Below are 24825 nucleotides of genomic sequence, written 5' to 3'. Positions count from 1 at the left end.
GTAGGTGAAGCGACTTGCTCGTGGAGCTGAAATCAGTCGAAGATACCAGCTGGCTGCAACTGTTTATTAAAAACACAGCACTGTGCAAACACGAAAGTGGACGTATACGGTGTGACGCCTGCCCGGTGCCGGAAGGTTAATTGATGGGGTCAGCCGCAAGGCGAAGCTCTTGATCGAAGCCCCGGTAAACGGCGGCCGTAACTATAACGGTCCTAAGGTAGCGAAATTCCTTGTCGGGTAAGTTCCGACCTGCACGAATGGCGTAATGATGGCCAGGCTGTCTCCACCCGAGACTCAGTGAAATTGAACTCGCTGTGAAGATGCAGTGTACCCGCGGCAAGACGGAAAGACCCCGTGAACCTTTACTATAGCTTGACACTGAACATTGAGCCTTGATGTGTAGGATAGGTGGGAGGCTTTGAAGCGTGGACGCCAGTCTGCGTGGAGCCGACCTTGAAATACCACCCTTTAATGTTTGATGTTCTAACGTGGACCCGTGATCCGGGTTGCGGACAGTGTCTGGTGGGTAGTTTGACTGGGGCGGTCTCCTCCTAAAGAGTAACGGAGGAGCACGAAGGTTGGCTAATCCTGGTCGGACATCAGGAGGTTAGTGCAATGGCATAAGCCAGCTTGACTGCGAGCGTGACGGCGCGAGCAGGTGCGAAAGCAGGTCATAGTGATCCGGTGGTTCTGAATGGAAGGGCCATCGCTCAACGGATAAAAGGTACTCCGGGGATAACAGGCTGATACCGCCCAAGAGTTCATATCGACGGCGGTGTTTGGCACCTCGATGTCGGCTCATCACATCCTGGGGCTGAAGTAGGTCCCAAGGGTATGGCTGTTCGCCATTTAAAGTGGTACGCGAGCTGGGTTTAGAACGTCGTGAGACAGTTCGGTCCCTATCTGCCGTGGGCGCTGGAGAACTGAGGGGGGCTGCTCCTAGTACGAGAGGACCGGAGTGGACGCATCACTGGTGTTCGGGTTGTCATGCCAATGGCACTGCCCGGTAGCTAAATGCGGAAGAGATAAGTGCTGAAAGCATCTAAGCACGAAACTTGCCCCGAGATGAGTTCTCCCTGACACCTTAAGACTCCTGAAGGAACGTTGAAGACGACGACGTTGATAGGCCGGGTGTGTAAGCGCAGCGATGCGTTGAGCTAACCGGTACTAATGAACCGTGAGGCTTAACCTTACAACGCCGAAGATGTTTTGGCGGATTGAGAGAAGATTTTCAGCCTGATACAGATTAAATCGGCATGTCAGAAGAGGACGTGTTGATAAAACAGAATTTGCCTGGCGGCCGTAGCGCGGTGGTCCCACCTGACCCCATGTCGAACTCAGAAGTGAAACGCCGTAGCGCCGATGGTAGTGTGGGGTCTCCCCATGCGAGAGTAGGGAACTGCCAGGCATCAGATAAAGCGAAAGGCCATCCGGAAGGATGGCCTTTTTGCGCTGGTGCAGAAAAAAGTCCGGATGCGACGCTGGCGCGTCTTATCCGTCCTACGCAGGGTTACGGTAGGGGGCAACAGCGCATTATTCCCCCACATACGCCAGATTCAGCAACGGATACGGTTTCCCCAAATCGTCCACCTCAGAGCGTCCTGTAACCTTAAACCCCATCTTCTTATAGAACCCAACCGCCTGCGTATTTTGCTCATTAACGTTGGTTGTTAGTTCCGGTGTCATTGAGAGCGCATGTTTCACCAGCATTCGACCCACGCCAGCGCCACGCACATAAGGATCGATAAACAGCGCATCCATATGCTGCCCGCTTAGCAACATAAACCCAACCGGCCGATCCCGCTCATTAACCGCGACCCACAATGGCGCTTCCGGCAGAAACGAACGTACCAGCTCTTCCAGTTCAGCCCGATACTCTGCTGATAAAAAATCATGGGTGGCATCGACAGAACGACACCAAATCGCAACCAACTCTTCCCCTTCCTCATGCCGTGAGCGGCGAATACTAATAACCATTTTCTCTCCTTTTATTGGTGCTTATATCCTAACGCAATCTTTTCCTTGAAACTTTCTCACCTTCAACATGCAGGCTCGACATTGGCAAATTTTCTGGTTATCTTCAGCTATCTGGATGTCTAAACGTATAAGCGTATATAAAGAGGTAATCAGGTTATGCCGATTCGTGTGCCGGACGAGCTGCCCGCCGTCAATTTCTTGCGTGAAGAAAACGTCTTTGTGATGACAACTTCTCGCGCGTCTGGTCAGGAAATTCGTCCGCTTAAGGTTCTGATCCTTAACCTGATGCCGAAGAAGATCGAAACTGAAAATCAGTTTCTGCGCCTGCTTTCAAACTCGCCCTTACAGGTCGATATTCAGCTGTTGCGCATCGATTCCCGCGAGTCGCGCAACACGCCCGCAGAGCATCTGAACAACTTCTACTGCAACTTTGAAGACATTCAGGAGCAGAACTTCGATGGTCTGATTGTAACTGGCGCGCCACTGGGTCTGGTGGAGTTTAATGACGTCGCTTACTGGCCGCAGATCAAACAGGTGCTGGAGTGGTCGAAAGATCACGTCACTTCAACGCTGTTTGTCTGTTGGGCGGTTCAGGCCGCACTCAATATTCTTTACGGCATTCCTAAGCAAACCCGCACGGACAAACTCTCTGGCGTTTACGAGCATCACATTCTCCATCCTCATGCGCTTCTGACGCGTGGCTTTGATGATTCATTCCTGGCACCGCATTCGCGCTATGCTGACTTTCCGGCAGCGTTGATTCGTGATTACACAGATCTGGAAATTCTGGCAGAGACAGAAGAAGGGGACGCATATCTGTTTGCCAGCAAAGATAAGCGTATTGCCTTTGTAACGGGGCATCCGGAATACGATGCGCAAACGCTGGCGCAGGAATATTTCCGTGATGTTGAAGCCGGGCTAAACCCGGATGTACCGTATAACTATTTCCCGCATAACGACCCGCAAAACAAACCGCGAGCGAGCTGGCGCAGCCACGGCAATTTGCTGTTTACTAACTGGCTCAACTATTACGTCTACCAGATCACGCCATACGATCTACGCCATATGAATCCAACGCTGGATTAATCTTCTGCAGCAAAGGATCGTTAAGCGTTTCAGCACCTTGAATCAAGCACCTTCGGGTGCCTTTTTTATTTCCGAAACACACCTCAATAGGTGAATAAATTTTATTCTTATTGTTATCAGTGAGTTAAATTCAATTTAAATTAAAAATGGAAATTGTTTTTGATTTTGCATTTTAAATGAGTAGTCTTAGTTGTGCTGAACGAAAAGCGCACAACGATCCTTCGTTCACAGTGGGGAAGTTTTCGGATCCATGACGAGGAGCAGCACGATGACTGAACAGGCAACAACAACCGATGAACTGGTTTTCACAAGGCCGTATGGCGAGCAGGAGAAGCAAATTCTTACTGCCGAAGCGGTAGAATTTCTGACTGAACTGGTGACGCATTTTACGCCACAACGCAATAAACTTCTGGCAGCGCGCATTCAGCAACAGCAGGATATTGATAACGGAACGTTGCCTGATTTTATTTCGGAAACAGCTTCCATTCGTGATGGCAATTGGAAAATTCGCGGGATTCCTGCGGACTTAGAAGATCGCCGCGTAGAGATTACCGGGCCGGTTGAGCGCAAGATGGTGATCAACGCGCTCAACGCCAATGTGAAAGTCTTTATGGCTGACTTTGAGGATTCACTGGCTCCGGGCTGGAACAAAGTGATCGACGGGCAAATTAATCTGCGCGATGCGGTTAACGGCACCATCAGTTACACCAACGAAGCCGGCAAAATTTATCAACTCAAACCCAATCCGGCGGTTTTGATTTGTCGGGTACGCGGTCTGCACTTGCCGGAAAAACATGTCACCTGGCGCGGTGAAGCCATCCCTGGCAGCCTGTTTGATTTTGCACTCTACTTTTTCCACAACTACCAGGCTCTATTGGCAAAAGGCAGCGGCCCTTATTTCTATCTGCCGAAAACCCAGTCCTGGCAGGAAGCAGCATGGTGGAGCGAAGTTTTCAGCTATGCCGAAGATCGCTTTAATCTGCCGCGCGGCACTATCAAGGCGACGTTGCTGATCGAAACGCTGCCTGCCGTGTTCCAGATGGACGAAATTCTCTATGCGTTGCGCGACCATATTGTGGGTCTGAATTGCGGTCGCTGGGATTACATCTTCAGCTATATCAAAACGTTGAAAAACTATTCCGATCGTGTCCTGCCAGACAGACAGGCTGTGACGATGGATAAACCGTTCCTTAATGCCTACTCACGCCTGTTAATCAAAACCTGCCATAAACGCGGCGCATTTGCGATGGGCGGCATGGCGGCGTTTATTCCGAGCAAAGATGAAGAGCGCAATAACCAGGTGCTCAACAAAGTGAAAGCGGATAAATCGCTGGAAGCCAATAACGGTCACGATGGCACATGGATCGCCCATCCTAGCCTTGCTGACACGGCAATGGCGGTTTTCAACGACATCCTCGGTTCCCGTAAAAATCAGCTTGAGGTGATGCGCGAACAAGACGCGCCGATTACTGCCGATCAGCTGCTGGCACCTTGTGACGGTGAACGCACCGAAGAAGGTATGCGCGCCAACATTCGCGTGGCTGTGCAGTACATCGAAGCGTGGATCTCTGGCAACGGTTGTGTGCCGATTTATGGCCTGATGGAAGATGCGGCGACGGCTGAAATTTCCCGTACCTCCATCTGGCAGTGGATCCATCATCAAAAAACGTTGAGTAATGGCAAACCGGTGACCAAAGCCTTGTTCCGTCAGATGCTGGGCGAAGAGATGAAAGTCATTGCCAGCGAACTGGGCGAAGAACGTTTCTCCCAGGGGCGTTTTGACGACGCCGCACGCCTGATGGAACAGATCACCACATCCGATGAACTAATTGATTTCCTGACCCTGCCAGGCTACCGCCTGTTAGCGTAAACCACCACATAACTATGGAGCATCTGCACATGAAAACCCGTACACAACAAATTGAAGAATTACAGAAAGAGTGGACTCAACCGCGTTGGGAAGGCATTACTCGCCCGTACAGCGCGGAAGATGTGGTGAAATTACGCGGTTCGGTCAATCCGGAATGTACGCTGGCGCAGCTGGGCGCGGCGAAAATGTGGCGACTGCTGCACGGTGAGTCGAAAAAAGGCTACATCAACAGCCTCGGTGCACTGACTGGCGGTCAGGCACTGCAACAGGCGAAAGCGGGTATTGAAGCGGTTTACTTGTCTGGCTGGCAGGTCGCGGCAGACGCTAACCTCGCGGCCAGCATGTATCCGGATCAGTCTCTCTACCCGGCAAACTCGGTGCCAGCCGTGGTGGAACGGATCAACAACACCTTCCGTCGTGCCGATCAGATCCAGTGGTCTGCTGGTATTGAACCGGGCGATCCGCGTTATGTCGATTACTTCCTGCCGATCGTCGCCGATGCGGAAGCCGGTTTTGGCGGTGTTTTGAATGCCTTTGAACTGATGAAAGCGATGATTGAAGCCGGTGCAGCGGCAGTTCACTTCGAAGATCAGCTCGCGTCCGTGAAGAAATGTGGTCACATGGGTGGCAAAGTGCTGGTGCCAACTCAGGAAGCTATTCAGAAACTGGTCGCAGCGCGTCTGGCAGCCGACGTGACGGGCGTTCCAACTCTGCTGGTTGCACGTACCGATGCTGATGCAGCAGACCTGATCACCTCTGATTGCGATCCGTATGACAGCGAATTTATTACCGGCGAGCGTACCAGCGAAGGCTTCTTCCGTACTCACGCAGGCATTGAACAAGCGATCAGCCGTGGCCTGGCGTATGCGCCGTATGCCGACCTGGTTTGGTGTGAAACTTCTACACCGGATCTGGAACTGGCACGTCGCTTTGCGGAAGCTATCCACGCGAAATACCCGGGCAAACTGTTGGCCTATAACTGCTCGCCATCGTTCAACTGGCAGAAAAACCTCGACGACAAAACTATCGCCAGCTTCCAGCAGCAGCTGTCGGATATGGGCTACAAATTCCAGTTCATCACACTGGCGGGGATCCACAGCATGTGGTTTAACATGTTCGACCTGGCAAACGCCTATGCACAGGGCGAGGGTATGAAGCATTACGTCGAGAAAGTGCAACAGCCAGAATTTGCTGCTGCGAAAGATGGCTATACCTTCGTTTCTCATCAGCAGGAAGTGGGCACAGGCTACTTCGATAAAGTGACGACCATTATTCAGGGCGGCACGTCGTCAGTTACCGCACTGACCGGCTCCACCGAAGAATCGCAGTTCTAATAACCAACGCCCCTTTCCGTAAGGCGAGGGGCGAATTAAGGAGAGGCGATGCCGCGTGGCCTGGAATTACTGATTGCACAAACCATTTTACAAGGTTTCGACGCCCAGTATGGTCGATTCCTCGAAGTGACTTCCGGGGCGCAGCAGCGTTTCGAACAAGCCGACTGGCACGCTGTCCAGCAGGCGATGAAAGACCGTATCCATCTTTATGATCATCACGTGGGGCTGGTAGTGGAGCAACTGCGCTGCATTACCAACGGCCAAAGCACGGACGCGGCATTTTTACTGCGTGTCAAAGAGCATTACACCCGGCTGTTGCCGGATTACCCGCGCTTCGAGATTGCGGAGAGTTTTTTCAACTCCGTATACTGCCGGTTATTTGACCACCGCTCGCTTACTCCCGAGCGGCTTTTTATCTTTAGCTCCCAGCCGGAGCGCCGTTTTCGTACCATTCCGCGCCCGCTGGCAAAAGATTTTTATCCCGATCACGGCTGGGAATCTCTGCTGATGCGCGTTCTCAGCGACCTGCCGCTGCGTCTGCGCTGGCAGAATAAAAGCCGCGATATCAACTACATCATTCGCCATCTGACGGAGACGCTGGGGACAGACAACCTCGCCGAAAGTCATTTACAGGTGGCGAACGAATTGTTTTACCGCAATAAAGCCGCCTGGCTGGTGGGCAAACTGATCACGCCTTCCGGCACGTTGCCCTTTTTGCTGCCGATCCATCAGACGGACAATGGCGAGTTATTTATTGATACCTGCCTGACGACGACCGCCGAAGCGAGCATCGTCTTTGGCTTTGCGCGATCCTATTTTATGGTTTACGCGCCGCTGCCAGCTGCGCTGGTCGAGTGGTTACGGGAAATTCTGCCGGGCAAAACCACCGCAGAACTGTATATGGCTATCGGCTGCCAGAAACACGCTAAAACCGAAAGTTACCGCGAATATCTCGTTTATCTACAGGGCTGTAATGAACAGTTTATTGAAGCGCCGGGCATTCGTGGAATGGTGATGCTGGTGTTCACGCTGCCGGGTTTTGATCGAGTATTTAAAGTGATCAAAGACAAATTCGCGCCGCAGAAGGAGATGTCTGCCGCTCATGTTCGCGCTTGCTATCAACTGGTTAAGGAGCACGATCGCGTAGGGCGAATGGCAGATACCCAGGAGTTTGAAAACTTTGTACTGGAGAAGCGGCATATTTCCCCGGCATTAATGGAATTACTGCTCCAGGAAGCGCCGGAAAAAATTACCGATCTCGGCGAACAGATTGTACTTCGCCATCTCTATATCGAACGGCGAATGGTGCCGCTCAATATCTGGCTTGAGCAAGTTGAAGGCCAGCAACTGCGCGACGCTATTGAAGAGTATGGCAACGCCATTCGCCAGCTCGCCGCCGCCAATATCTTCCCCGGCGATATGCTGTTTAAAAACTTTGGCGTCACTCGTCACGGGCGCGTGGTGTTTTATGATTACGATGAAATTTGCTACATGACGGAAGTGAATTTCCGCGACATACCGCCACCGCGCTACCCGGAAGACGAACTCGCCAGCGAACCGTGGTACAGCGTCTCCCCCGGCGATGTTTTCCCGGAAGAGTTCCGTCACTGGCTATGCGCCGACCCGCGCATTGGCCCGCTGTTTGAAGAAATGCACGCTGACCTGTTCCGCGCCGACTACTGGCGCGCGTTACAAAACCGTATCCGTGAAGGGCATGTTGAAGATGTCTATGCGTATCGGCGCAGGCAAAGATTTAGCGTACGGTTTGTATAAATAGGAGGCGAAAAGTTACCGCATTCCACCATACGCCAGCGTGACTTCCTTCGCCGCTTTAATCACCATTGCGCCAAACTCGGTTACGCGGTCATCGGTAATACGTGAAATCGGCCCGGAAATCGAAATTGCGGCAAACGGTTCGCGATGCTCATCGAAAATACACGCCGCGAGACAACGAAGTCCCAGCGCATGTTCCTCATCGTCAAATGAATAACCCCGCTTGCGCGTTTGCGCGAGGTCTTCTTTTAAATGCACAGGAGAAACCAGCGTTGCGTGGGTATAGGCATGTAACCCTTTACGATGCAGCAGTTTCGTCACCTGTTCTTCGCTCAGTTGGGCTAAAAAGGCTTTACCGGCACCGGAAGCGTGCATCGGTAATTTACCGCCGATAGGAGCGGACATACGCATCAGATGCGTACACTGTACCTGGTCGATAATAATCGCTTCGTGATCGCTTTGATCCAGCACCGCCATATTGACCGTTTCGCCAGACTCTTCCATCAGGTTGCGCAGAATAGGATGGACAATGGCTAACAAATTACGGCTCTGGAGAAAGCTGCTACCGACCATAAAGGCATGTGCGCCGATCGCCCAGTGACCCAGTTCGCCAACCTGACGGACGAAGCCCTGCTGTTGCATCGTGGTTAGCAGTCGGTGGGTGGTAGAGTTGGGTAATCCGGCTTGTTGCGCCAGTTCGGTTAACGCTACGCTGCCATTGGATTCGGCAATCCACTCCAGTAATTTCAGGCCACGCGTTAAAGACTGAACCTGTCCGGTCGCAGGTGCGGTGGCAACGGCGGGTTTTCTGCCGCGTTTTGCGGGGATGGGTGCGACCATGACAGCCTCCTTTTTCTGTATCGTGGAAATCATTTTCATTTTTATTGTTAACTAATGCAATAGCTGCTGCACTGATCCGATGAGTTAATGTTGAACAAATCTCATGTTGCGTAGTGGTCGCTTTTACCACAGATGCGTTTATGCCAGTATGGTTTGTTGAATTTTTATTAAATCTGGGTTGAGCGTGTCGGGAGCAAGTGTGAGCAGCAAAGTGGAACAACTGCGTGCGCAGTTAAATGAACGTATTCTGGTGCTGGACGGCGGAATGGGCACCATGATCCAGAGTTATCGACTGAACGAAGCCGATTTTCGTGGTGAACGCTTTGCCGACTGGCCGTGCGATCTCAAAGGCAACAATGACCTGCTGGTGCTCAGTAAACCGGGCGTGATTGCTGCTATCCACAACGCTTACTTTGAAGCGGGCGCGGATATCATCGAAACCAACACCTTCAACTCCACGACCATTGCGATGGCGGATTACCAGATGGAATCCCTGTCAGCGGAAATCAACTTTGCGGCGGCGAAACTGGCGCGTGCCTGTGCCGACGAATGGAGCGCCCGCACGCCAGAGAAACCGCGCTACGTTGCTGGTGTTCTCGGCCCAACCAACCGCACGGCATCTATTTCTCCGGACGTAAACGACCCGGCATTCCGTAACATTACCTTTGATCAGCTGGTGGCAGCCTATCGCGAATCCACTAAAGCACTGGTGGAAGGCGGTGTAGACCTGATTCTGATTGAAACTGTCTTCGACACCCTCAACGCTAAAGCGGCGGTCTTTGCGGTGAAAACGGAGTTTGAAGCCCTGGGCGTGGAATTGCCGATTATGATCTCCGGCACCATCACCGACGCCTCCGGCCGCACGCTCTCCGGGCAAACCACCGAAGCGTTTTACAACTCTCTGCGCCATGCCGAAGCCCTGACTTTCGGCCTCAACTGTGCGCTGGGGCCCGATGAACTGCGCCAGTATGTGCAGGAGCTGTCGCGAATAGCAGAATGCTACGTCACCGCTCACCCGAATGCCGGGCTGCCTAACGCCTTTGGTGAATACGATCTCGACGCCGACACGATGGCAAAACAGATTCGCGAATGGGCGGAAGCGGGCTTCCTGAATATCGTCGGCGGTTGCTGCGGCACCACGCCACAACATATTGCAGCGATGAGCCGTGCAGTAGAAGGATTAGCGCCGCGCAAACTGCCTGAGATCCCCATAGCCTGCCGTTTATCCGGCCTGGAGCCGCTGAATATTGGCGACGATAGCCTGTTTGTGAACGTCGGCGAGCGGACTAACGTCACCGGTTCTGCCAAATTCAAACGCCTGATCAAAGAAGAGAAATACAGCGAGGCGCTGGATGTGGCGCGTCAGCAGGTGGAAGACGGCGCGCAGATTATCGATATCAATATGGATGAAGGAATGCTCGACGCCGAAGCGGCGATGGTGCGTTTCCTCAGCCTGATTGCGGGTGAACCGGATATTGCCCGCGTGCCGATTATGATCGACTCTTCAAAATGGGACGTCATTGAAAAAGGGCTGAAGTGTATTCAGGGCAAAGGCATTGTTAACTCCATCTCGATGAAAGAGGGGGTCGATGCCTTTATCCATCACGCAAAACTGTTGCGTCGTTACGGTGCGGCAGTGGTGGTTATGGCCTTTGACGAACAGGGCCAGGCCGATACCCGCGCGCGGAAAATCGAGATTTGCCGTCGGGCGTACAAAATCCTCACCGAAGAGGTTGGCTTTCCGCCGGAAGATATCATCTTTGACCCGAACATCTTCGCGGTCGCAACTGGCATTGAAGAGCACAATAACTACGCGCAGGACTTTATCGGCGCGTGTGAAGACATCAAACGCGAACTGCCGCACGCGCTGATCTCCGGCGGTGTTTCCAACGTTTCCTTCTCGTTCCGTGGTAACGATCCTGTGCGCGAAGCCATTCACGCGGTGTTTCTCTACTACGCTATTCGCAACGGCATGGATATGGGGATTGTCAACGCTGGGCAACTGGCGATTTACGACGACCTGCCCGCTGAACTGCGCGACGCGGTGGAAGATGTGATCCTCAACCGGCGCGACGATGGCACCGAGCGTTTACTGGAACTTGCCGAGAAATATCGCGGTAGTAAAACAGACGACACCGCTAACGCCCAGCAGGCAGAGTGGCGCTCGTGGGATGTGAAAAAACGCCTGGAGTACTCACTGGTTAAAGGCATTACTGAATTTATCGAACAAGACACCGAAGAAGCGCGCCAGCAGGCTACGCGCCCGATTGAAGTGATTGAAGGGCCGCTGATGGACGGCATGAACGTGGTCGGCGATCTGTTTGGCGAAGGGAAAATGTTCCTGCCGCAGGTAGTGAAATCGGCACGCGTTATGAAGCAGGCGGTGGCATATCTCGAACCGTTTATCGAAGCCAGCAAAGAGCAGGGCAAAACCAACGGCAAGATGGTGATCGCCACCGTGAAGGGTGATGTGCACGATATCGGTAAAAATATCGTTGGCGTGGTGCTGCAATGTAATAACTACGAAATTGTCGATCTCGGCGTTATGGTGCCTGCGGAAAAAATTCTCCGCACCGCCAGAGAAGTGAATGCCGATTTGATTGGCCTTTCGGGGCTGATCACGCCGTCGCTGGACGAAATGGTTAACGTGGCGAAAGAGATGGAGCGTCAGGGCTTCACCATTCCGCTATTGATTGGCGGTGCGACCACCTCAAAAGCGCACACGGCGGTGAAAATAGAGCAGAACTACAGTGGCCCGACGGTGTATGTACAAAACGCCTCGCGCACCGTTGGCGTTGTGGCGGCGCTGCTTTCCGACACTCAGCGTGACGATTTTGTCGCTCGTACCCGCAAAGAGTACGAAACCGTGCGTATTCAGCACGGGCGCAAGAAACCGCGTACACCGCCGGTCACGCTGGAAGCGGCGCGTGATAACGACTTCGCTTTTGACTGGCAGGCTTACACGCCGCCGGTGGCGCACCGTCTCGGCGTGCAGGAAGTCGAAGCCAGCATCGAAACCCTGCGTAATTACATCGACTGGACGCCGTTCTTTATGACCTGGTCGCTGGCCGGGAAGTATCCGCGCATTCTGGAAGATGAAGTGGTAGGCGTTGAGGCGAAACGCCTGTTTAAAGACGCCAATGACATGCTGGATAAATTAAGCGCCGAGAAAACACTGAATCCACGCGGTGTGGTTGGTCTGTTCCCGGCAAACCGTGTGGGCGATGACATTGAAATCTACCGCGACGAAACGCGCACCCATGTGATCAACGTCAGCCACCATCTACGCCAACAGACGGAAAAAACCGGCTTCGCCAACTACTGCCTTGCGGATTTCGTGGCACCAAAGATTTCTGGTAAAGCGGATTACATTGGCGCATTTGCCGTGACTGGCGGGCTGGAAGAGGACGCGCTGGCAGAAGCGTTCGAAGCGCAGCATGATGATTACAACAAAATTATGGTGAAAGCTCTTGCCGACCGACTGGCCGAAGCTTTTGCGGAGTATCTCCATGAGCGTGTGCGTAAAGTTTACTGGGGCTATGCGCCGAACGAGAATCTCAGCAATGAAGAGCTGATCCGCGAAAACTACCAGGGCATCCGCCCGGCACCAGGCTACCCTGCCTGCCCGGAACATACGGAAAAAGCCACCATCTGGGAGCTGCTGGAAGTGGAAAAACACACCGGCATGAAACTCACGGAATCTTTCGCGATGTGGCCTGGTGCTTCGGTTTCGGGTTGGTATTTCAGCCACCCGGATAGCAAGTATTACGCCGTGGCGCAAATTCAGCGCGACCAGGTCGAAGACTATGCCCGCCGTAAAGGAATGAGCGTTGCTGATGTTGAACGCTGGCTGGCGCCGAATCTGGGGTATGACGCGGACTGATTCACAAATCTGTCACTTTTCCTTACAACAAACAGGGCGCTCAATGAGTGCCCTGTCTCTTTATTAATATGAAACACTTATACTGGTCTTATATCAGACCGGAAAAGCGCAGCTCGCCCCCTTCGGTATCTGTTTCAGGAGCATATAACGATAAGGAGAACCTGAACTCGTGTTAACACTGCTTCACCTGCTTTCTGCCGTCGCCCTGCTGGTCTGGGGGACGCATATTGTTCGTACCGGCGTAATGCGCGTCTTCGGTGCGCGCCTACGTACTGTTCTTAGCCGGAGCGTCGAAAAGAAGCCACTCGCCTTTTGCGCGGGAATAGGTGTTACCGCACTGGTACAGAGCAGTAATGCCACCACCATGCTGGTGACCTCGTTTGTCGCTCAGGATCTGGTTGCCCTCGCACCGGCTCTGGTGATTGTGCTGGGGGCAGATGTCGGGACGGCGCTAATGGCGCGTATTCTTACCTTCGATTTATCCTGGCTGTCACCGTTACTTATTTTTATCGGCGTGATTTTTTTCCTCGGACGCAAACAGTCGCGCGCCGGGCAACTGGGGCGCGTCGGTATCGGTCTTGGGCTGATTTTGCTGGCACTGGAGTTGATTGTGCAGGCCGTAACGCCGATCACCCAGGCAAACGGCGTTCAGGTGATCTTTGCCTCGCTGACTGGCGATATTTTACTGGATGCGCTGATTGGCGCGATGTTCGCCATTATCAGCTACTCCAGCCTTGCCGCCGTACTGCTGACCGCCACTCTGACTGCCGCAGGTATTATCTCTTTCCCGGTGGCGCTCTGTCTGGTGATTGGTGCTAACCTTGGCTCCGGCCTGCTGGCGATGCTTAACAACAGTGCCGCCAATGCCGCTGCACGCCGTGTGGCGCTGGGTAGCCTGCTGTTTAAGCTGGTGGGAAGCCTGATTATCCTGCCGTTTGTCCATGTTCTGGCTGAATCCATGGATAAACTGCCTTTGCCGAAAGCGGAACTGGTAATCTATTTCCACGTCTTCTACAACCTTGTGCGCTGTCTGGTAATGCTGCCATTTGTTGACCCGATGGCGCGGTTTTGCAAAACGATTATTCGCGATGAACCCGAACTGGATGCCCATCTGAAACCGAAACATCTGGACGTTAGCGCGCTGGATACGCCAACGCTTGCTCTGGCCAATGCGGCCCGCGAAACATTGCGCATCGGTGACGCTATGGAACAGATGATGGAAGGGCTGAATAAAGTGATGCACGGCGCGCCTCGTGAAGAGAAAGAGCTGCGTAAGCTGGCGGATGATATCAACGTGTTGTATACCGCGATTAAACTTTACCTGGCGCGGATGCCAAAAGAGGAACTGGCGGAGGAAGAGTCTCGTCGCTGGGCGGAAATCATTGAAATGGCGCTCAATCTGGAACAGGCTTCCGATATTGTCGAGCGTATGGGTAGTGAAATTGCTGACAAATCGCTGGCAGCGCGGCGGGCATTTTCGATTGATGGGTTGAAGGAACTGGATGCGCTCTATGAGCAATTGCTCAGTAATTTAAAACTGGCAATGTCGGTTTTCTTCTCTGGCGATGTCACCAGCGCCCGTCGTTTACGCCGCAGCAAGCATCGTTTTCGCATTCTTAATCGCCGTTATTCCCACGCTCACGTAGATCGCCTGCATCAGCAGAACGTGCAGAGTATTGAAACCAGTTCGCTACATTTAGGCTTGCTGGGAGATATGCAGCGTCTGAACTCGCTGTTTTGTTCAGTCGCTTACAGTGTGCTTGAACAACCAGATGAAGATGAGGGACGGGACGAGTATTAATACCGTGACCCTGTAGGCCTGATAAGACGCGTCAAGCGTCGCATCAGGCATTGTGTACAAGATGCCGGATAATGCATCCGGCAATTTCATTTAAAAACGGTGCCCAGCTTCCAGCGGAACCGCTTCTTCACCAGCCTTAAACACATAGGTGGTATTCGGGCCGCCCAGCGTAGCGTGACCTTTACTCACCGTGATCCAGTTACCTTCCGGCAGACCAATAATCGTCAACTCTGGCGCGACCACCAGCAGTTCGCGAATACGCTGCTCGCGCGTTTCACCTTTATGGCCTTCCGGCAGCGCGTTGGTGAAGTGCGGGTTGATTTGCAGCGGGAACAGATCCAGCGCATCGAAACCTTGTGGATCGACAATTGGCATATCGTTGGTAGTACGGATAGTCGGACAGGCAAGGTTAGCTCCTGCACTCCAGCCAATGTACAGCGCGCCGCGTTTCACCACGTCAACAATTGGTGCCAGCAGACCGCGCACACGGCATTCCTTCAGTAACTGGAAAGTGTTGCCACCGCCGACAATCACGATTTCCGCATTTTCAATTGCGGCAACTGGATCGGCAACGCTATGAATACCGGTGACAGAAACACCCAGCGGAGCGAGAACCGCAGCCGTTTTGGCGGTGTAATCATCCCAGGTTTGCGTTACGCCAGCGAAAGGAATAAACACCGCTGAACGGCGCCCCTGCAACTGTTCAGCAATCAGCGGCAGCGCATGTTCCAGCCAGGCTTTTCCCGGCAGCGTCGAGTTACTCAATAAAAGCAGTTCCATTACTTCTCCGGTTAGTAAGAAATCACGGGAGCCATGCTACCACTGTGATTTTAACCGCTTACTGACATGGCTCACGATGTCGCGTATTGCTTCTGGAAAGCGCCTCGCAAGTTTGAATGATCAGGCGTGACAGGTATTCGTAGTAGATGTATTTTTCGACAAATTTCTAAGGGAACTGGAGGAAAAATGCTCGTTAATTACGCTACTTTTAGACAGAGTATGCGCATCATGATGGAGGGAATTATGCGCACAATATCGAAGGTGAAAAAATCTGTTAATGCCTCGCTGCCACCATAGATTCTGGAAGAAGCTCGTAAACTCAAACTCAATCTCTCGGCGGTATTAACCGAAGCGTTACTGGAAAAAATCCGTCAGAATCAGAGAGAAACCTGGTTGCGAGAAAACAAAGAATCTGTCGACGCGGTTAATCAGTGGGTGGATGAGAACGGTTCATTTAGCGATTACCAAAGGTCATTCTAATGGATCAATATTGTGCTTATGAGAACCTGGGGAGTGGGCGGCACGTTTATCCTTATCTCATCAATCTCCAGCATCCTGTCGCCAATGTATTAAAGCATACCATTGTTGCTCCGGCGGTCAGGCTTGATCGCCGGTAAAAGTTTGTCCGGTGGTTTCAATTGCAGGCCTGGATCACATGGTAATGGCACACATGATGACAGGAATACCGCTAAAAGAGTTGGGAGAACGTTAGTCAACAGCGAATCGTACTGCGTGATGCTATCGATTTTCTATTAAACGGCTATTAATGCAGACGCGTAACTTATCGCATCCCGCATAAATCCTGTTTTTTGGGAGGAAGAGGTACGGTATATTCCGCGTTTTACAGGAGAATTTATGCTGCCCGACTCATCAGTCCGTTTAAATAAATACATCAGCGAAAGCGGAATTTGCTCACGCCGCGAAGCGGATCGCTATATCGAGCAAGGCAATGTGTTCCTTAATGGCAAGCGTGCCACCATTGGCGATCAGGTGAAACCCGGCGACGTTGTGAAAGTAAACGGTCAGTTGATTGAGCCTCGGGAAGCCGAAGATTTAGTGCTTATCGCCCTGAATAAGCCTGTGGGGATTGTCAGTACCACGGAAGATGGTGAGCGCGACAACATTGTCGATTTCGTTAACCACAGTAAACGCGTATTCCCGATTGGTCGCCTTGATAAAGACTCCCAGGGGCTGATTTTCCTCACCAATCACGGCGATCTGGTGAATAAGATCCTCCGTGCGGGTAATGACCATGAGAAAGAGTATCTGGTGACGGTGGATAAACCGATTACCGATGAATTTATTCGTGGCATGGGCGCAGGTGTGCCGATCCTCGGGACGGTGACCAAAAAATGCAAAGTCAAAAAAGAAGCGCCATTTGTCTTTCGCATTACCCTGGTGCAGGGGCTGAACCGACAGATTCGTCGCATGTGCGAGCACTTTGGCTACGAAGTGAAGAAGCTGGAACGTACTCGGATTATGAACGTCAGCTTAAGCGGCATTCCGCTGGGGGAGTGGCGCGATTTAACTGATGATGAGTTAATCGACCTCTTTAAGCTCATTGAAAATTCCTCTTCCGAGGCAAAACCCAAAGCGAAGGCCAAACCGAAAACGGCGGGTATCAAGCGCCCGGTGGTGAAGATGGAAAAAACGGCGGAAAAAGGTAGTCGCCCGGCATCAAACGGTAAGCGTTTCACCTCGCCGGGGCGGAAGAAAAAAGGGCGCTAATCAGCGTTTGCCGCGCGTCGATGTATTTGCCGACCAACTGAATGACGCTTCGGGGTCCGGTTTATAAGCCTGCTTTTTCTTCAACTGGCGGGCTTTTTTCGCTTCAGCCTCACGCTCAACCATCAGCTTATCAATGTACTCTTTTTTAATGCTATTGGTTTCGGCATTGGTCAACACGCGACCATGCGCAATACGCGCCCGATCCAGCAGCGTCTTTAATTCGCGCTGTTCACGCTCGGTCATTTCTTTTTGTGTAATACGGGGGAGTGCCATGATGGTGCCCTCAGTGAGCCAGAGGGTTCAGTGTACGGGAATTTACCCCAGAGCAGAATAGGAGAATGAGTCAGGATGTTTTTTTTTGAAAAAATTATCCATTTGACTGTTTCTTTTAATTCGTGGCTTCAGATCTGGTTGTGATTTTAGGATAAAAAGTAATATACCGGGCATACAGCCCGGCATTGTTTTCTTACCATATCAGTAGTATTTCTGAAAATAAAATTCGTCGCTAAAGTTTTAATTGGAACAATCAAACCAATTGCTAATTACAGTTTCAAACTTGTGAGTAACTTGCCACCATAAATAATTTTCCAGGACAAATTGTTTTCCGTGATGGGCAATACTAAGTAAATCAGGATTGTTAAGTGTTTTTTCTATATCCACAGCAATCGTTTTGGGGGTCATCAGCTCTTGCAGGTGATAGCCAGTATCTTTATCTTTTACAAATTCTATCATTCCACCTCGAGTACTCACCAGTACAGGTTTACCTGCACTCATAGCTTCTATTGCCACCATACAAAATGGCTCCTGAAATTGAGATGGAATAACAACTAAATCAGCCAAACAATAATAACGATGCATTTCCTCAGGAGCGACACCTCCTAACATATGGCAGTGTGAACCTAGTTGCTTTGCTAATTCTCGAATTTTCTGTTGGTAAATTCCTTTTTCACCCTTACTTTTGCTCGCATAATCTCCGATAACAACCAGCTCTATATCATCACGGGTTCTGATGAGTAGTTCAAACGCTTGTAAAAGTAACATCAATCCTTTTTCAGGAGATATTCTTCCCGCATAAAATATAATCTTCTTGTCAGAGGGTATGTTCAGTTCAGATCTGTTGATTTTGGCACAGTGCTTATCCGTATTATATGGATCTGTTCCATTTGGAACTATAGCGATATCTGCATCAGGAAGAAAACCCTGATAATAGTCTTTTAAATAGTTACTGGGGACGAGCATTTTGACATTAGCATCCATTCCTTTTGGCTCATAAGCGTTATGCATATGCATCACTATTTTTGCATGAGGTGAACGCTCACGAATCTGGCTATATAATTTCATGCTATTATGTACAACGATTACACTGTTATCCGTAATATTGAAATCGTTAGCGACATTCAAAATTCGTTGAGAATAAGGCAGGGGGTCTATACGCGTCAATTTCTGAAATATGCGTTTATAAATTCGACCGAATCCGATGCGATGAATTGAGCATCGTTCACTGACAGTAGTGATATCAGAATAACCTTCTTCTTTTATACAAACAATTCTATTCGGTATTCTTGTCATCTTAGCAACCTGATAAATCCAGGTCTCTACAGCAGCAGCGCAACGTGGAGGAATGGAAAAAATTGGCGTAACAGTGAAAATTATTTTATCAACCATGACGTACTATCCTTTCTATTGTTACCTTGCTTTATTGAATTTTTATAAGCAAATGAGGAATCAGTGTATATGCATAGTATGTGAATGTTATCCTACTTAAGCCTCTATCTTTGTGGCGTGCCAGCGGCAACGTGTTATCTGACTCATTTTTATTAGTGATAACCTTACTTTTCCAGAGGAGTGAGGCAGTAAACACGCTGTTTCCTCGCATCGTCTATGAGGGTACCAAAAGGACAAACTATATTTGAAGTGATTTATAACGCAATATATTTATTTTTAAAAATTTATTTTTATTCTTCACATGAATGTTTTGTTTGGAATAATATTTTTTATAAATATGTTATAGCCTAATTCTAAATAGCCAAGCGGAATAGCTCTCCATTTTCGGTCAGCCCTTTCGGAGTAAGGCGCAGAGACCATTTTCTCTGTCTGACCGTGCTTGCATCGGGGAGGTGTCCATATAAGCTATTTAGAGTATATAAGGAACCGGGCATTGTGCCCGGTGTGATTTACGGATGGGATTGCCAGCTACTTACTAAGGCATACAGGTGATTGGGTGAGTATCGCCAGCTGTCTTTTAATTGCAGAAATTCAGCACAAAATTCACTGCAAAACAGGCGATCGCACTGTTCTTTATTGCCGGTGATAATTCCTAAGGCTCCGCGCCAGTCATAGCGTTTGCCATCATGTTTACGGAAAAAAGTTTCCACATCCTGAAGGCTGGCCTGGAGCGGCAATAGATCCCACTTATCCGCAGGTAACGGCATTATCTTTCCGCGTACACCGCGATCGCGCAGTGATGCAGAGTAACAAAGGTAACTCTTTTCACCATGCTTAACGGCTAATTCACAGTGGGAATAACTACCGCGTGTGATTTTACGGGTAAGCCAGTCAGCCAGTCGGGCAATACCACGGTGCTCTGTTCGGCCCTTATAACAAGCGAGCCAGACAGTGGTTTTACTCATGGTTGCCAGCCTGTGGAGTAATCGTAGTCGAGCACTGCCTGAATATCGTCCAGAGCTTCCACCGCCGCGATATGACGCTGGGCGTTGGCGAACAGGCGCATATCGTGATCTATTGTTACCGATTCAAACTGGGCAGCGATTTCGTTGGTTAACTCAATCAGACCGTTATTTTTAGTTTTCCACATTAAACCTGGAAGGATTTTTTTCTCCGCTCCCATTTTAGTGAGTGAAAGCTGTTGGATACGGCTATTTGTATCACTGTGGAAGTGATGGTTGTTGATGATGATGTAATCGGTTGTGATGGTGTCGCGTTGATTTTTGATATCCTCTACTTTATTTTTTTTAGCGGTTACGATTGTTACAGAGCTGATTATACTTTCGCCATTCCAGAGCCATTTCCCATTTGTTGAAAAATCATCAGGAACATTCTCAGATGAGATCTCACTGATAGATAAATTTATTGGCCAAATCGCTGAGGCATCAGTATCCGCAATGCAAATTCTACCTGTGCTATCATAAGCAATTTTTAACGTTTCGGTAGAAAAGTTTTTTTGTGCCTCGTACCAATCAACATCGTCAGCAGATTTTAGATAAAAAATACCACCAATACTTTCTGTTGGTTTATAGAGTGTAAAATTTTTATATTCCATTAAAGTTGCCCTACCGTATACCAAGAATTTCTAACCTTTATCTGAAGTGGGCGAAATATAGCGAGATCATCTCCATCTACTTCTCCGATAATTCTCAACCCAGTCAGAACATTACCAGAGAATTCATAGCGCCCCCCTTTTGCCATAACCTGATCAAATTTAGCACCTAGTCTGACATCTGATATAGATGCAGTGGTGTTATTCAACGCTGTATTTGCTTTGTCCATTGCTGCCTTCACCGCACTGGGTGTCGCTGCCTCTGTCGTACTGGTGCTGTTTGTTGTGTTATTAAGCTTCACAATCCCTTTTTGCGTCAGCGTACCGTCCGGGATACCAGTAATTTGATTCCATGGATGAGCATGGCTTGCCGGAGCTTTAGTGTTCGCAAGGTCATAGGCAACCTTAACTGAGTATGGCGTTGCTGCTTCTGTTGTACTGGTACTAGGGACGATACTGCTTAGCTGAACAATTCCTTTCTTACCAAGAGTTGCGTCGGGAATGTTGGTAATCTGCTCCCATGCGTGCGTATGACTTGCCGAAGCCTTGCCATTAGCAAGGTCATACACCGCCTTAACCGCACTTGGCGTTGCAGCTTCCGTCGTACTGGCGCTATTTGTCGTGTTGTTAAGTTTAACGATCCCTTTCTGCGTCAGCGTACCGTCAGGGATACCAGTAATCTGATTCCAGGCATGAGTATGACTAGTGGCGGCTTTACTATTTGCCAGGTCATACACCGCCTTAACCGCACTTGGCGTTGCAGCTTCCGCCGTACTGGGGCTATTTGTCGTGTTGTTAAGTTTAACGATCCCTTTCTGCGTCAGCGTACCGTCAGGGATACCATTAATCTGATTCCAGGCATGAGTATGACTAGTGGCGGCTTTACTATTTGCCAGGTCATATGCCGCTTTTACCGCTTTTGGCGTGGCCGCTTTGGTTTCATCATCGCTATTGGTCGCATTACTCAGCAGCGTAAAACCTTTCTGCGTCAGCGTCGCATCAGGATGATTCCGTGATTGTTGATGTTCTTTCAGCGTTTCATCGACATATTCTCTGGTTGCTATAACGACTGAAGGGTCGATCAAAAGCGTCACCGCGTCAGCATTGGTCACTTCCATAACTGCGCGAATAACAATTTGCTTACTGGCACCTGCAGGTAATAGCGGTTTATAGGTTTCCGGAAATTTGCCAATAGCAACTAGTGTGCCGTCAGCATCCAGTAGCCCAACCTCGCGGACGTACCAGCCACCTACTTGTTCAGGAATAATCGTCTCTGCGATAACCCAGGCTGGATTATCAGGCGCAATTTTTAAGGTATTTAGTTGCCCACGCCAGACTTCATGCACAACTTTGGTTTGACTTTCTGTCGGCTCGACATAATGACCATTGCCATCGCCGACCACCATAGTTTGTAGGCGGATCTGTTTTTGCTCCGCCAGCGCAGAGGCAATTTTTGATTTGCCTGCGGTGGTTAATATTGTAAAAAATTCACTTGCCATACTTACTCCGGGTATACAGACATAATTTCGGTACTCCAGTATCCTGTGCCGACATGAATCGGTTGGGATTGTGTAATGCGATCAGGTTGATACGGAAAGAGATTTATGTATTCCTCAACACAGTAACCTGTCGCTAAAAATAGTGTCGATGACTGCCAAATACTCTCCGCAATAGGGGGTAATACAGTAATAACCTCCCCACCCTGGATTGCGCTGCCAATAACTGGCATTTGACTTTGGTTAATAAGCCAGATGGTAATGCTTTCAAGTTTTGAACGAACATTTTTATATTCGTGAATTAATGCGATAAGTGCATTAAATTCATCTTCATTTAATCCTTTTTCCTCTAGTGTAATATCAACCTTAAAAAAATAAGCCTTCCCCCCATATTCAAACCATTCTGAAATAGTTCCTGGTAGCGAAAGTATTTCCAGCACCCGCCGTACCGCCCAAATCGTTCCTTTATATTTATGCAGCTCAATGGCTTGCTTAATTAACTCGCGCTTCTCCCGTTCATCAGTGGTAAATAACCAACCTTCCAGCCCCTGAACGTGAAATTGTTCTGCAAGGGCAGGTAATGCCGAAGCATCAACCAGGTCTACCAGATAAACCATCAACGCTGTCAGATCGAGTTGGGCAAAACGCTCGGTGGCGATATTTGCCAGAGTTGAAAAACGCTCATCGCTGGCAAGCGGCGGTGGCGGCAGCAATTTATCCATCGCTGACTCCGGCAATCGTGACGTCTATCGCGGTGCATTCCGCCCACTCATGCGCCTGCAAAATACGTTTTGTAGGCATATTCAGCGCAACGTCATAGACACCATCGACTTGTAACACTTTGATTATCTGGTTTGGCACAATGTCCTGTCCCAGATGTTTCTGCCGCTGTTGCGTCCAGAGGCTAATCGCTTTACGCGCCGCAGCCAGCGTTGTCTCCTGATCGGCAGTGGTAAACAGTGTGAGCTGCGCACGGATTTCATACGGCACCCTAACGGCGCATTTCGCACTTACTTTGTCGGTCAGCGGACGTTTTTTCTCCTTGCTAACCTCCAGTTCAATTTGCGCGAGCAGTTCCACGCCCGGCAGACCATTCAGCGTTAGCGGGTAGATCTCCACGCAGCCTTCTGGCAATCCTTCGTCCGGCCCCAGTACCGCGACGTCAATAATCGACTGGCTTACGGAAAGCGTATGAAAGCGGTAGGCACCATAGCTGCCCGCATTGCTGAAACTTTCCGGCGCCAGTTGGATCCGCTGGCGTAGTGCGTCATCGCTCTCTTCACCGCAGCCGCCGGTTGAGGCCGTCAGGTTGGTCACGCTGATATCGTAATAACCAATCCTGTCAACAAGGGCGCTAATCTGTGCAGGCTGCCAGCCATTGCCCGCTTCGCCTGTTGCCAGACTGGTGGCGGGAACGGCTATATGCAAACTTCCCGCCGGAATCAGAACATCTTCATCGGTAGCAAACATCACGCTGTCAGAGGCGCTGGCACGTGTTCCTTGTGGAATTAGAATGTTATTTCGATTCTTACTGGCTACCGAAAACTGCAACGTGGTTTTTGCCGGTTGTGCAGGTAAGCGGTGAACGCCCACCAGCTCACCTAAATAATCCAGCATTGGCGCGCGGGAATACGCGACCAGATTCTGTTTCGCCACTTCCTGAATGGCGATGCGTACAAGGTTTTCACGATAGGCAAAAAGGTCAATCAGCAACCGCTCGGCCTGTGCCGGGTAGAGCTTTTTGCCGCTGGCATCTTCGTACTGCGCAATCATCTCGCTGGTAATTTGCGCAGGATCGCGGTCAATAAAATCGGGTTCGGCTATCGCCATAACACCTCCGTTGAGTTGATTACGCCGTCAGCGGCGCGCCATTGCACACGTAACGTCAGATGTTCCCCGTCGATTACCGGTGTCACCTTCAGCAACCGGCAGCGCGGTTCCCACTGGCGGATGGCCTCTACCGACTCCCTTACCACATGCGGGATCGCCCGCTCGATGGGATAATCGATGTAGTGCCACAAGTTGCTGCCAAACAGCGGTCTGTGGGGATCACTGCCGCGCGGTGTGCGCAGAATGATGTGTATTGCCTGGTGAATATCATCCAGTCCGCAGACGTATTCTTCAGGCCGCTGCAAGGCGGGTTGCCAGTGCAGCGTAGAGGGGCGTGTTTTCGTGTTCATGAGGGTATTTTCGCCCTGAACAGGCGGCGGGGATATTAAAGCGATTTAGAAAACTGATTGATTAAAAAGAGAAAACCCGCCATCAGGCGGGTTAAACGTCAGTGTGAATGGTGGTTGGAGTTGCCACCGCTGTCCTGCAATGTGCCGCTGGCCTGAACGTTACCAATCACGTTGACATTGCCGGTTATCGTGGCGGCGTTGCCGATGCCTCCACTTCCTGCCATGCCACCAAGCCAGGTGAGTTTTTTCATCACCGTGACGTTGCCGGTAAAGGTGCTCATGGGCGCATCTACCGTCACTGCTGCCGCTTTAACATCGACCTTACTGGCTTCAATGCTGACATCGGTGGCTTTCACATCAACAGTGTCGGAAGTCACGGTGACGTGTTGGGCTTTAACCTCAACGTTGGGCGATGTCAGGCTGGTACGGTCAATAACCTCAATCACGATTTTTTCGATGCCACCATTAATCGTAAGCTGGTGGGTGCTGCGGTCATATTCAAACGCTGCGCCATCAGAAAACTGGACATAGCGTTTGTCGCGCGATGCTACTGGCGCAGTGTCTACCGTTGAATATACTGCGCCCAGCACCACGCCATCTTCACCGTTATCATCCAGCAGAACTTCCACCTGTTCGCCCATATCCGGTAGCCAGTAATCCTTATTGTCCTGAGAATTGCGCTGCAGCACCGCAAGCCAGTTACTCTTCAGATTGTCACACTCTGGTAGCGTGACCCGCACCCGAACGCTGGTTTCGTCAATATCGCTGATAATCCCCGTTTGCCGGGTTACTCCTTTCAT

General features: G+C 50.5%; 19 protein-coding genes, 1 rRNA gene, 1 pseudogene and 2 other annotated features. Of the genes and pseudogenes, 9 read left to right on the top strand and 12 right to left on the bottom strand.

Going from position 1 to position 24825, the window contains the following annotated elements:
- Positions 1-42: 42 nt before the first annotated feature.
- Positions 43-276, top strand: a sequence feature (23S ribosomal RNA rRNA prediction is too short).
- Positions 277-306: 30 nt separating this feature from the next.
- Positions 307-1179: a sequence feature (23S ribosomal RNA rRNA prediction is too short), on the top strand.
- Between the two features lie 113 nt (positions 1180-1292).
- Positions 1293-1408 (top strand): 5S ribosomal RNA (gene rrf / locus WES_RS01395).
- 125 nt (positions 1409-1533) lie between these two features.
- On the opposite strand, the gene WES_RS01400 is transcribed toward rrf, so the two are convergent.
- Positions 1534-1977 carry an acetyltransferase gene (locus tag WES_RS01400; protein ID WP_016159845.1) on the bottom strand — a complete coding sequence of 148 codons (444 nt, stop codon included), beginning with the start codon at positions 1975-1977 and terminating at the stop codon, positions 1534-1536.
- 156 nt (positions 1978-2133) lie between these two features.
- Between WES_RS01400 and metA the strand changes: the two genes are divergently transcribed.
- The 4 genes from metA (at position 2134) to aceK (ending at position 8040) form a co-directional block, all read left to right on the top strand.
- Positions 2134-3063: a homoserine O-acetyltransferase MetA gene (gene metA, locus WES_RS01405; RefSeq protein ID WP_001122790.1), complete on the top strand. Its 930-nt coding sequence runs from the start codon at positions 2134-2136 to the stop codon at positions 3061-3063.
- A gap of 268 nt (positions 3064-3331) precedes the next feature.
- Positions 3332-4933, top strand: a complete 1602-nt coding sequence (gene aceB, locus WES_RS01410; protein WP_016159846.1) for a malate synthase A — start codon at positions 3332-3334, stop codon at positions 4931-4933.
- Positions 4934-4962: 29 nt separating this feature from the next.
- Positions 4963-6267, top strand: coding sequence for an isocitrate lyase (gene aceA / locus WES_RS01415; protein ID WP_000857853.1), 1305 nt, complete (start codon positions 4963-4965; stop codon positions 6265-6267).
- A 48-nt stretch (positions 6268-6315) separates the two neighbouring features.
- Positions 6316-8040 carry a bifunctional isocitrate dehydrogenase kinase/phosphatase gene (gene aceK, locus WES_RS01420; protein ID WP_016159847.1) on the top strand — a complete coding sequence of 575 codons (1725 nt, stop codon included), beginning with the start codon at positions 6316-6318 and terminating at the stop codon, positions 8038-8040.
- A gap of 15 nt (positions 8041-8055) precedes the next feature.
- Here the strand turns inward: aceK and iclR are convergent, their stop codons facing one another.
- A complete protein-coding gene (gene iclR / locus WES_RS01425; protein WP_000226403.1) occupies positions 8056-8880 on the bottom strand; it encodes a glyoxylate bypass operon transcriptional repressor IclR in 825 nt (274 codons plus the stop codon).
- A 199-nt stretch (positions 8881-9079) separates the two neighbouring features.
- Between iclR and metH the strand changes: the two genes are divergently transcribed.
- Together metH and WES_RS01435 are read left to right on the top strand one after the other, a co-directional pair.
- Entirely contained in the window at positions 9080-12763 is a 3684-nt protein-coding gene (gene metH / locus WES_RS01430; RefSeq protein WP_016235260.1) for a methionine synthase, read from the top strand.
- Positions 12764-12932: 169 nt separating this feature from the next.
- On the top strand, positions 12933-14564 hold the full coding sequence (locus WES_RS01435) for a Na/Pi cotransporter family protein (protein WP_000956836.1): 1632 nt from the start codon (positions 12933-12935) through the stop codon (positions 14562-14564).
- A 90-nt stretch (positions 14565-14654) separates the two neighbouring features.
- Here WES_RS01435 and pepE read toward each other — a convergent pair whose 3' ends face one another.
- Positions 14655-15344: a dipeptidase PepE gene (gene pepE, locus WES_RS01440; protein WP_000421752.1), complete on the bottom strand. Its 690-nt coding sequence runs from the start codon at positions 15342-15344 to the stop codon at positions 14655-14657.
- Between the two features lie 186 nt (positions 15345-15530).
- Between pepE and WES_RS23280 the strand changes: the two are divergent.
- Positions 15531-15824, top strand: a pseudogene (locus WES_RS23280) (type II toxin-antitoxin system CcdA family antitoxin).
- A 375-nt stretch (positions 15825-16199) separates the two neighbouring features.
- Positions 16200-17072: a 23S rRNA pseudouridine(2604) synthase RluF gene (rluF, locus tag WES_RS01445; RefSeq protein ID WP_000936363.1), complete on the top strand. Its 873-nt coding sequence runs from the start codon at positions 16200-16202 to the stop codon at positions 17070-17072.
- Here the strand turns inward: rluF and WES_RS01450 are convergent, their stop codons facing one another.
- The 9 genes from WES_RS01450 to WES_RS01490 form a co-directional block, all read right to left on the bottom strand.
- The gene (locus WES_RS01450; protein WP_001207629.1) at positions 17073-17345 is read right to left on the bottom strand and encodes a YjbD family protein; all 273 of its coding nucleotides are present in this window, start codon (positions 17343-17345) and stop codon (positions 17073-17075) included.
- Positions 17346-17585: 240 nt separating this feature from the next.
- The gene (locus tag WES_RS01455; protein WP_016159851.1) at positions 17586-18737 is read right to left on the bottom strand and encodes a lipopolysaccharide N-acetylglucosaminyltransferase; all 1152 of its coding nucleotides are present in this window, start codon (positions 18735-18737) and stop codon (positions 17586-17588) included.
- 509 nt (positions 18738-19246) lie between these two features.
- Positions 19247-19702 (bottom strand): hypothetical protein, encoded by a 456-nt coding sequence (locus WES_RS01460; protein WP_016159852.1) that lies wholly within the window; start codon positions 19700-19702, stop codon positions 19247-19249.
- Positions 19699-20352 carry a DUF4376 domain-containing protein gene (locus tag WES_RS01465; RefSeq protein WP_016159853.1) on the bottom strand — a complete coding sequence of 218 codons (654 nt, stop codon included), beginning with the start codon at positions 20350-20352 and terminating at the stop codon, positions 19699-19701. Before WES_RS01465 ends, WES_RS01460 begins: the two co-directional genes overlap by 4 nt.
- Positions 20352-21848 (bottom strand): tail fiber protein, encoded by a 1497-nt coding sequence (locus WES_RS01470; protein ID WP_016235259.1) that lies wholly within the window; start codon positions 21846-21848, stop codon positions 20352-20354. The genes WES_RS01465 and WES_RS01470 overlap by 1 nt, the downstream gene beginning before the upstream one ends.
- Before the next feature lie 2 nt (positions 21849-21850).
- A complete protein-coding gene (locus WES_RS01475; RefSeq protein ID WP_016159855.1) occupies positions 21851-22567 on the bottom strand; it encodes a phage tail protein I in 717 nt (238 codons plus the stop codon).
- On the bottom strand, positions 22560-23675 hold the full coding sequence (locus tag WES_RS01480; RefSeq protein WP_016159856.1) for a baseplate assembly protein: 1116 nt from the start codon (positions 23673-23675) through the stop codon (positions 22560-22562). The genes WES_RS01475 and WES_RS01480 overlap by 8 nt, the downstream gene beginning before the upstream one ends.
- The gene (locus tag WES_RS01485; RefSeq protein WP_001093498.1) at positions 23666-24025 is read right to left on the bottom strand and encodes a GPW/gp25 family protein; all 360 of its coding nucleotides are present in this window, start codon (positions 24023-24025) and stop codon (positions 23666-23668) included. Before WES_RS01485 ends, WES_RS01480 begins: the two co-directional genes overlap by 10 nt.
- A gap of 98 nt (positions 24026-24123) precedes the next feature.
- Complete coding sequence (locus WES_RS01490; RefSeq protein ID WP_016159857.1) at positions 24124-24825, bottom strand: phage baseplate assembly protein V; 702 nt, start codon at positions 24823-24825, stop codon at positions 24124-24126.

The sequence above is a fragment of the Escherichia sp. KTE31 genome, assembly GCF_000407925.1.
GTDB classification, from domain to species: Bacteria; Pseudomonadota; Gammaproteobacteria; order Enterobacterales; family Enterobacteriaceae; genus Escherichia; species Escherichia ruysiae.
Note: the sequence above shows the minus strand (reverse complement) of the source record. Positions and strands in the feature narration are given on the sequence as shown.

Coding starts and splice junctions, on each gene's coding strand:
- aceB (WP_016159846.1), top strand. CDS start 3,332: ATGACTGAACAGGCAACAACAACCGATGAACTGGTTTTCACAAGGCCG.
- rluF (WP_000936363.1), top strand. CDS start 16,200: ATGCTGCCCGACTCATCAGTCCGTTTAAATAAATACATCAGCGAAAGC.
- pepE (WP_000421752.1), bottom strand. CDS start 15,344: ATGGAACTGCTTTTATTGAGTAACTCGACGCTGCCGGGAAAAGCCTGG.
- WES_RS01465 (WP_016159853.1), bottom strand. CDS start 20,352: ATGGAATATAAAAATTTTACACTCTATAAACCAACAGAAAGTATTGGT.
- WES_RS01400 (WP_016159845.1), bottom strand. CDS start 1,977: ATGGTTATTAGTATTCGCCGCTCACGGCATGAGGAAGGGGAAGAGTTG.
- aceK (WP_016159847.1), top strand. CDS start 6,316: ATGCCGCGTGGCCTGGAATTACTGATTGCACAAACCATTTTACAAGGT.
- iclR (WP_000226403.1), bottom strand. CDS start 8,880: ATGGTCGCACCCATCCCCGCAAAACGCGGCAGAAAACCCGCCGTTGCC.
- aceA (WP_000857853.1), top strand. CDS start 4,963: ATGAAAACCCGTACACAACAAATTGAAGAATTACAGAAAGAGTGGACT.
- WES_RS01450 (WP_001207629.1), bottom strand. CDS start 17,345: ATGGCACTCCCCCGTATTACACAAAAAGAAATGACCGAGCGTGAACAG.
- metA (WP_001122790.1), top strand. CDS start 2,134: ATGCCGATTCGTGTGCCGGACGAGCTGCCCGCCGTCAATTTCTTGCGT.
- WES_RS01490 (WP_016159857.1), bottom strand. CDS start 24,825: ATGAAAGGAGTAACCCGGCAAACGGGGATTATCAGCGATATTGACGAA.
- WES_RS01460 (WP_016159852.1), bottom strand. CDS start 19,702: ATGAGTAAAACCACTGTCTGGCTCGCTTGTTATAAGGGCCGAACAGAG.
- WES_RS01470 (WP_016235259.1), bottom strand. CDS start 21,848: ATGGCAAGTGAATTTTTTACAATATTAACCACCGCAGGCAAATCAAAA.
- WES_RS01485 (WP_001093498.1), bottom strand. CDS start 24,025: ATGAACACGAAAACACGCCCCTCTACGCTGCACTGGCAACCCGCCTTG.
- WES_RS01480 (WP_016159856.1), bottom strand. CDS start 23,675: ATGGCGATAGCCGAACCCGATTTTATTGACCGCGATCCTGCGCAAATT.
- WES_RS01475 (WP_016159855.1), bottom strand. CDS start 22,567: ATGGATAAATTGCTGCCGCCACCGCCGCTTGCCAGCGATGAGCGTTTT.
- WES_RS01455 (WP_016159851.1), bottom strand. CDS start 18,737: ATGGTTGATAAAATAATTTTCACTGTTACGCCAATTTTTTCCATTCCT.